We start from the raw sequence: 5,758 nt of genomic DNA on the forward strand, positions 1-5,758 counted from the left end.
AGACCAACCACACACTBGTCGACAGTCACGAACACACACACGCGTCGCGTCCACCCACCGGTCCCCAAACAACCACACAACCAACCCACACGGGTTGACAATTGAAGACTTGCGGCGGCCATGGCCCAGGGGAGACGCCCGGACCCATTCCGAACCCGGAAGCTAAGACCTGGCACGGCAATGGTACTGCACCCGACAGGGTGTGGGAGAGTAGCACACCGCCGCACCACACTTGACACAAAGCCCACCCCAACCCGGTGGGCTTTGCCATATTCTGCCACCTTGCACAGGCAGGCGGCGTGCCTATCCATAGCGCCTGGCAACGCGGATACGGCCGCAATCAGTCCAGGCCAAGAAAGGTTTGCTGGGAACAGCTTCTCAACCGATGCCCAACCGCGTCCGCTCCGATTCCTCAACATCATCTTCCAACGCCCAGACGTCAGTGGCACAGCCAGCCTCTGAGCGTGTGGACCCCAAACTGCTGCTCGCCATTGTGGCGACGGGACTCATGGCCTTCATCGGCATCCTCACGGAGACGATGACGAACGTGTTGTTCCCCACCCTCATGGAGGAGTTCCACATCGGCACGGCGATGGTGCAGTGGCTTACCACAGGCTATCTGCTCGTCGTCTCGATTGTGACGCCGCTGTCGTCGTACCTCAACCATCGCTTCACCCTGAAGACGTCGTTCATCGCGGCGGTTGTGCTGTGCATCGCAGGCTTGCTGCTCGCATCGCTTGCGGTGAATTTCCCCATGCTCATGATCGCGCGCATCCTGCAGGGCGCTGGCACGGGCGTCGCGCTGCCGCTCATGTTCAATATCATCCTCGAACAGTCCCCACGGTCACGTCTGGGTCTGCTGATGGGCGTCGGCAATATGGTCTGCGCGATTGCCCCGGCGCTCGGCCCGACTGTGGGCGGTGTCGGTGTGGCTGCGATCGGCTGGCGTTGGATGTTCGCGATTCTGATCCCATTCCTTGTCATCGCGGGAATCGTCGGCACCATGACAATCCGTCAGCCACGCCCAACGGAGCATGTGCATTTCCACTGGGCGCAGCTTATCCTGCTCATAGCAGGGTTTGTGGCGTTTGTCTTCGCTCTTGACCGTTTCGGCAGTGCCATCACGGCGCTGACCGCCAACGAACACAACGCCATCGGCACGCTGCTGCTCGCTATAGGGCTGCTGGTGGTTTCGGTGGCCGCGCTGGTGTGGTTCGCGGTTGCGAGCAAGCGCTCCTCTGACCCGCTTATCCACATGGGCGTGCTCCGCTCGGTGCCGTTCCGCTGGCATCTGCTGGCGTATGTGATGCTTGAGGGCGTCACCATCGGCTTTGGGTATCTGATTCCGAATCTCTCGCAGCTGGGCTTTGGCGCCACGAGCACTGTCGCCGGCCTGCTGATCCTGCCCGGTGCGCTTCTCGGCGCTGTGCTTGCGCCGGTCGGGGGCGCGCTGCTTGACCGGTTTGGGCCGATGCGCCCGATTCTCTCCACGATGGCGCTGGCTATTGTCGGCATTCTGCTGATGCTGCTTCTGGTACGCCCCTCGGCGAGTGTGTGGATGATCTGCGTGGGCTACATCGCGTACATGGTTGGCTTCTCGATGGCCTACCCGAACACGATGACAGCCGGCATGAGCGTGATTCCCGCGAGCATGCAGCCCGATGGCAACGCCATGTTCAGCACGTTCCAACAGCTTGCCGGAGCCGTCGGCACCACAGTCATGTCGATCTGTCTGGGCGTGGCGCAAGCCGGGCGCAGCATCACGGCGGACAAGGCCGCATTCGCGGCGGCCACGCAGCGTGGTGGCCATGTGGCCTTCAGTGTGCTACTGGTTGTGCTCCTCGGCGCGTTCTTGGCGAATATCCGCGCCTTCGCTGCGCGCCGAACGGCATGACAGCTGGATTCTTTTTCACGTGAAACACGGCCTGATCCATCCGGAGAGGCCGTGTTTCACGTGAAAAGCCCCCTCATTGCCGCCGCAACCCTGCTGCATACGCATCCAGCACATCGAGGATGCCGCGATGTTCCCACACCACGTTGCGCTTTGCGCTGTTGCGGGCAGTGAGCGCCCCTACGCGCGCCAATGTCTTCAATGCCCGCTCCGCCTGTGGTTTGGTCAGTCCTACGGCAGATTGCAGATACTGGGAATTGATGATGGGCTGGGCGGCGAGATGGGGCACCACGCGCCAGACGGCGGCGTCCCTACGCACTCCGGCAAGGAGCTGCTTTGTATGTGCAAGCTGGGCTTCCAGCTGTGTGATCAACTCCGTGCCGCTGCTCGCTGCGAATTGACAGGCTTGGGTGAACACGCTGACAAGCGGCGCGGCGTCACCTTCACGAAATGCGGTAAGCGCTGCGAAGTATTGGTCGGTTTCGTGCAGCAGACCCGCGGATACCGGCGGCACAATATGGCTTGCGAGTCCTTTGTTGCGCAAGATGGCGTGGATCAGCGCGCGCCCGGTACGTCCGTTGCCATCTGCGAATGGGTGAATCGTCTCGAATTGGGCATGAGCCAAGGCGCATTGCAAAAGCACCGGGATGTCGTCCCGCTGCAGGAACAGCACCAGATCGGCCATGCATGCGTCGATCAGCTCCGGTTGTGGACCCACGAACGAGGCGCCGCGCGGCGTGTATGAATCGGTCCCCACCCATACCAATTGGGTGCGGAACGCGCCGGCGTAGCGCTCCCATCCGGGTTGGGAGGAAAGGAGCGCCTTGTGCATGGACAGAAGGTTCTCCACGTTCAGGTCGGCGCTCAATCGCAGTGCGGACTCCATGGCACGTACATTGCCCACGACCACGGCCGCATTTTCGCTGTTGCCTTTGTGGAGCAACTCCATCGCCAGATTCTTCGCGCCGACCGTCAGATGCTCGATCTGCGATGAAGACGTGGCTTCGGTGCGCAACAGCACCGCGCTCATGGGACCCAACGTGTGGATTTGCCCGCCAAGGTGATGCGCGGCGATGCCGTCGAACTGCGCCAGTGCCACAGAGGCGTCTTCAATCAGCGCCATGAGCGGTGCAGGGACATCAAGGGTGAGGTCGCTCAGTGTGATCGGAACCGCGGATTCGTACGGGCCGTTGCCCCGAGACCGTCGGCTGCGTGACACGGGGGCCTCCTCGGCGATGTGCCACATATGCGAAGTGTGTTGCAGGGCGGGGATGTGCCACGGGTCCATGTGTTGCTCCTCTCGCCTTGGCAGCTGATGGTACCGCGCTGCCAATTGTCGGCTTATGTGTTGCCGGCAATTCATTATAGCTACAGATAGGCGATTATCTGTAGCTATGGAGAATCATGACTACAGATAATCGACGTTCGATACGCGCTTTGCGGCAGGGTCAGGATGCTCCGATCATTCCCCGATCCGCGCGAGCAGGGCGTCCACCTCATCGAGCCACAGCGCGCCCTGCGCATACGTGGGCATCATGAACCCGTCGCGCAGGGCGAGGCCGGCGGAACCGATGCGCGGTCCGTCCGGCAGGTCATGGCGCATGAACTGCGTCGCGAGGAACCGCCCGTAGAACGTGCGCATCCACATGAGCAACTCGCGGTCGCTGTACTTGGAGCCGAATGCGCACTGCGCCAGACGGAACGACTTCGACGGGCGGTACTGCGCGCGCAAAAATCCGTCGATGAAGAAATCCTCGACTTCGGTGGGCGCGATGTCCGCGAATCCGCGCGCCGCGTAGTGGTCATGCTCCGGCACATGCAGCGGATCGCTGTGCGCGATGATCGGTTCGAGCGCCGCGCACAGCTGCCCGTCTTCGGCGGTCTGCGCGGCGCGGGCGAGGATCAGCGGCACGAATGAACGTACAAGCTGGCTGTTCACCGCGTATTGCATCGACAGGTCGAGCGGGAAGTCGCTCACGCCGAGCGCGAGTTCCGTCATGTCCACCGGGTTGACAAGCGCTTCGGCGGGATTCGCGAACGGCGGCTGCCCTGCATCGCTCACCGTGCAGCCGAGCGCCTCGGCGAGCGAGCCGAGCAGCGTCTTGGTGTGCTCGCCCGGGAACTGCACGCGCACGGCGGAGCGGTCGATGCCCGCGAGGTCAGCGGCGCGCGCGGCCGCGAGCACGGCCAGCGCGGCGTTCGCGACCGCGGTGTCTTCGGCGAGCACGGTGATGGCGCTCGCGCCGCGGTTGTGCAGGAACGCGAGCATGCCGTGCGCCTGCATGGTCAGCGCAAGGTCGCAGCAGTCGTCGTGCACGCGCGCGTCCTCGGGCACGAACGGCTGCGCCGGAACCGGCCGCAGCAGCGGATGCTCGGGGAAGTCCATGTCGAACACGGTCTCGTGATAACCGGCGGCCTCGGCGCTCGCCGCCACTGTGAACGACGACATGCCGCGCCGCGCGCCCCACAGGTTTTCGACGTCCACATCGGCGATGGCGAATCCCTCACCGAACGGCTGGGCCTGTGCGAGCACGCTGCCGTTTTCGGCGATGATCTCTTGACCGCCGACCGTCACGTCGCTCGTCGAATCGCCCTGCCCGGAGCTACAGTACGCATAGCAGCACAGCAGGCGCGCGCTCTGCCCGCTGATCAGCCCGCGGCGGTAGAGAGATCCTTCTCGAGTGACGCATTCGACGCGGAGCCGTTGCAGATGACCGTCGCGCCGGCCAACGCGAGCCGGATTGACGGCGGCTCGGGCGACCAGATGTCTTCGCAGATCTCGTACCCCACACACAGTTGCGGCAACTGGCGGCAGCGGAACACCTGATGCGAACCGAACGGCACATGCTCCTGCCCGGCCACGGTGATGTCCGTGACGTCCGTCGGGCCCGGATGGAACCATCGGCCTTCGAAATCCACGCCGTAGGTGGGGATGAACGTCTTCGGCACCACGCCGAGGATGCGTCCGCGGTGGCAGACGGCTACGGTGTTGTAGATCTTGCCGTTGATGCACAGCGGCACGCCCACCGAGAACAGCACATCCAGATCCGCCGTGCGTTCCACAAGACGGCCAAGTTCGCGTTCCGCGCTTTCCAACAGGATGCTGTGGTACAGCAGGCCGTCGGCGATGTACGACGTGAGCACGACCTCGGGGAACGCGACGACCTTCGCGCCGAGTTTGGCCGCTCGCTGCAGCCTCTCGTAGCAGAGGTCGGCATTGTGCGCGGGGTCGGCGACTGTGCTCGCCGGAGAAATCGTGGCCACGGACACAAACCCGTTGTTTGGCACTCCGAATGATGACGCTGGTGTTGCAGGCATGATGCCCCTTCCCTGGAATGGACCGCTGCCGAATATGGGCTGCAGCGGCGGCGCTCGCATGTGTGAGGCGTCGTAGTGAGGCCCAGCTTAGTGCGGCTGTGGGGAGTGAGTTGTGCTGTATGACGTGGGCGTAGCGTGTGTGCGACACGCCGGTGGAAGCATTGTGGTTGTTGGGTTTTGTGGGTGTGTGGTTGGGGTGGGTTTGCGTTTTGGTTGGGGTTCGTGTAAGTTATTCATCTTGCTGCCGGTTGGTGAGCGGCTGGGGTTGGTTCCCGGTGTGTTCGCCGGCTGTGTTTGGTGGTTTGAGAACTCAATAGTGTGTACTGTACTACTTGCCATGGGTCGCATCCGTGTGGGTGTGGCTTGTGGTTCTTGATTGCCAGTCCGATGCCCGCCCGTGTGGTACCCGAGGGGGTTTGATGGGTGTCGGGGTTTTTGTGTGACCGTCCTTCCTTATTGGATGGTCCGTCTTTTTTTCTTTTTGAGAGCCGTTTGTTGGCTTTCCTATGAAGGTTTTTTGTGGAGGGTTCGATTCTGGCTCAGGATGAA

At 62.6% G+C, this 5,758-nt stretch carries 4 protein-coding genes and 1 rRNA gene; 2 read left to right on the top strand and 3 right to left on the bottom strand.

Features of this window, described 5'->3' with window-relative positions:
- Positions 1–110 precede the first annotated feature (110 nt).
- Both rrf and BPSG_RS07965 read left to right on the top strand, forming a co-directional pair.
- Positions 111–227: ribosomal RNA gene (gene rrf, locus BPSG_RS07960) — 5S ribosomal RNA — on the top strand.
- Positions 228–442: 215 nt separating this feature from the next.
- On the top strand, positions 443–1,894 hold the full coding sequence (locus tag BPSG_RS07965; RefSeq protein ID WP_026644260.1) for an MFS transporter: 1,452 nt from the start codon (positions 443–445) through the stop codon (positions 1,892–1,894).
- Between the two features lie 73 nt (positions 1,895–1,967).
- Here BPSG_RS07965 and BPSG_RS07970 read toward each other — a convergent pair whose 3' ends face one another.
- From BPSG_RS07970 to BPSG_RS07980, 3 genes are all read right to left on the bottom strand, one after another.
- Positions 1,968–3,179, bottom strand: a complete 1,212-nt coding sequence (locus BPSG_RS07970) for a Fic family protein (RefSeq protein WP_236822953.1) — start codon at positions 3,177–3,179, stop codon at positions 1,968–1,970.
- Between the two features lie 174 nt (positions 3,180–3,353).
- Positions 3,354–4,466: a hypothetical protein gene (locus BPSG_RS07975; RefSeq protein ID WP_080699313.1), complete on the bottom strand. Its 1,113-nt coding sequence runs from the start codon at positions 4,464–4,466 to the stop codon at positions 3,354–3,356.
- Between the two features lie 74 nt (positions 4,467–4,540).
- A complete protein-coding gene (locus BPSG_RS07980; RefSeq protein ID WP_080699315.1) occupies positions 4,541–5,209 on the bottom strand; it encodes a nitrilase-related carbon-nitrogen hydrolase in 669 nt (222 codons plus the stop codon).
- Between the last annotated feature and the right edge of the window lie 549 nt (positions 5,210–5,758).

This window comes from Bifidobacterium pseudolongum subsp. globosum, from assembly GCF_000741295.1.
Lineage (GTDB): Bacteria > Actinomycetota > Actinomycetes > Actinomycetales > Bifidobacteriaceae > Bifidobacterium > Bifidobacterium globosum.